The sequence below is a fragment of the Halobacillus sp. BBL2006 genome, assembly GCF_000786645.1.
Lineage (GTDB): Bacteria > Bacillota > Bacilli > Bacillales > Halobacillaceae > Halobacillus.
The window spans coordinates 1-2141 of record NZ_JRNX01000857.1 but is presented as its reverse complement, the minus strand read 5'-3'; the positions used below and the strand labels follow the sequence as shown (position 1 = coordinate 2141).

The window sequence follows — 2141 nt, the reverse complement described above, 5'->3', positions numbered from 1 at the left end:
TACATTCAAGCAGGTGCAGGGGTCGTGGCAGACTCTGATCCGGAAGCAGAGTACCAGGAAACGTTAAACAAAGCGAGTGCGCTTAAGAGAACGATCCAGTTAGCTGAGCATGTTTTTGAGCCGAGTAGAGAAGGAGTGGAGAGTAAATGAAAGAATTATTGAGCCGAGTAGTAGCTGGAGAGACTTTGAACGAAACGGAAGCTTTTACAACAATGGACCAAATCATGAACGGAAATATGACGACAGGTCAGTTGATGAGCATGTTAAGCATCATGCGCTATCGTGGGGAAACGGTAGAAGAGATGACCGGTTTCGTTCGAGCGATGAGAGAGAACATGACGAAGATCGAAACAGAAGACGACGAACTTGTCGATACATGTGGAACCGGTGGAGACGGAGCTTCCACTTTCAATATCTCAACCGCTGTATCCATTGTGCTGGCAAGTATGGGGGTGAAAGTAGCGAAACACGGAAATCGTAAAGTATCATCCAAGAGCGGCAGTGCAGATGTCTTGGAGACACTGGGGATTCCGATCGACAGCACACCTGAACAAGGAGCGAAAGCGATTGCTGATAAAGGGATGACCTTCATGTTCGCGCCGATCTACCATCAGGCGATGAAGCATGCAGGACCAGCTCGACAGGAATTAGGCTTTCGCACTGTTTTCAATCTGCTTGGACCGATGTCCAATCCGGCCAATGCGAAACGTCAGCTTCTCGGGATCTATGACACGGCTTATGCAGAGAAAATGGCAGAAACGCTTCATAAATTAGGTTCAAAACACGTGTTGCTCGCTACAGGCCGCGACGGACTTGATGAAATTACCGTAACCGGAGAGACCGATCTCGTTGAATTGAAAGACGGAGAGATTACCAGATTTACCATTGCACCAGAGGATTTTGGATTGCAGAGAGGCAGTCTTGAGGATATTCAGATTAGTAAAACCGAAGAAAGTGCCGCCATGATTCATGAAGTCCTGGCGGGCGAGGCAAATGAAAGCGCGATGACGATCGTGACGATGAATGCTGCGGCGGGATTATATGTAGCAGGAAAAGTGAAGGATCTTCGCGAAGGAGTTCAAGAGGTGCAAAAAGCCATTCAGACTGGAGTGACTTTAGCCTACTTCGAATCCATTGCTGTTGAAAAGGAGAATCGCCAATATGCTTGAAACCATACTAGCTGTGAAGAGACAGGAAATCGATCGTCTGTTTCTTCCAGAAGAACAAACATTCACACATCAATCGTTATACCACTCATTGAAAAACTCTCCCTATCAGGCGGGACTAATTGCGGAAGTAAAGAAAGCTTCTCCTTCAAAAGGAATTATCAGAGAGGATTTCAATCCTGTCCGAATCGCTCATGATTATAATGAGGCAGGCGTGCAGGCCATTTCTGTATTAACGGACCAGCACTTTTTCCAGGGGCATCGTGACTTTTTGACGAACATTAAAAAAGTCGTTGATGTTCCCGTCTTACGAAAGGACTTCATCATAGATTCCCTTCAAGTTGCCGAAAGTGCCTACATTGGTGCAGACGCCATCTTGCTGATCGGCGAAGCATTAGAAGCCAAGCAACTTCATGAGTTGTACTTACAGGCGCATGAACTCGGAATGGAAGCATTAGTCGAAGTCCACAGTGAAGAAACGCTTGAAAATGTGATAGCTCAGTTTACTCCAGATATCCTGGGAATCAACAATCGTAATCTTCATACATTCGAGACGAAGCTCAGTCAAACGAAAAGGATGGCGAAGCTTGCCCCTGAAGAATCACTGCTTGTTTCCGAAAGCGGTGTATTCACATACGAAGATGTGCAGGAAGTCGTCGGATACGGTGCAGAAGCTGTGCTTGTCGGGGAATCATTAATGCGGCAGCAAAACATTAAACAAGCCGTCCACACATTAATGATGGGAGGAAGTGCTTCATGAGAGAGCCGTTAGTGAAATTTTGCGGAAATCGTTCATTATCTGATGTTGCCAAAACATCCTCATCAAGTGCGACCCACCTTGGCTTCATTTTTGTGAGAAGAACGAAGCGGTATGTGCGTCCGGAGCAAGTAGGACGCTGGATCAAACAAATTCGTCCGAAACAAAAACTTGTCGGTGTCTTCGTTGAGCCGACGCTTGATGAAATTGAAGAAGTC

The 2141-nt window shown here is 46.3% G+C and carries 3 protein-coding genes and 1 pseudogene; all 4 read left to right on the top strand.

Features of this window, described 5'->3' with window-relative positions:
• On the top strand, positions 1-150 hold a 150-nt coding region (locus LD39_RS22855), incomplete at its 5' end, for a chorismate-binding protein (RefSeq protein ID WP_156112701.1).
• Positions 147-1169, top strand: coding sequence for an anthranilate phosphoribosyltransferase (gene trpD / locus LD39_RS20500; RefSeq protein ID WP_035553044.1), 1023 nt, complete (start codon positions 147-149; stop codon positions 1167-1169). The genes LD39_RS22855 and trpD, both read left to right, overlap by 4 nt.
• Positions 1162-1926 carry an indole-3-glycerol phosphate synthase TrpC gene (gene trpC / locus LD39_RS20495; RefSeq protein WP_035553041.1) on the top strand — a complete coding sequence of 255 codons (765 nt, stop codon included), beginning with the start codon at positions 1162-1164 and terminating at the stop codon, positions 1924-1926. Before trpD ends, trpC begins: the two co-directional genes overlap by 8 nt.
• Positions 1923-2141: pseudogene (locus LD39_RS20490) on the top strand (N-(5'-phosphoribosyl)anthranilate isomerase); the annotation flags it as partial. The gene trpC and the pseudogene LD39_RS20490, both read left to right, overlap by 4 nt.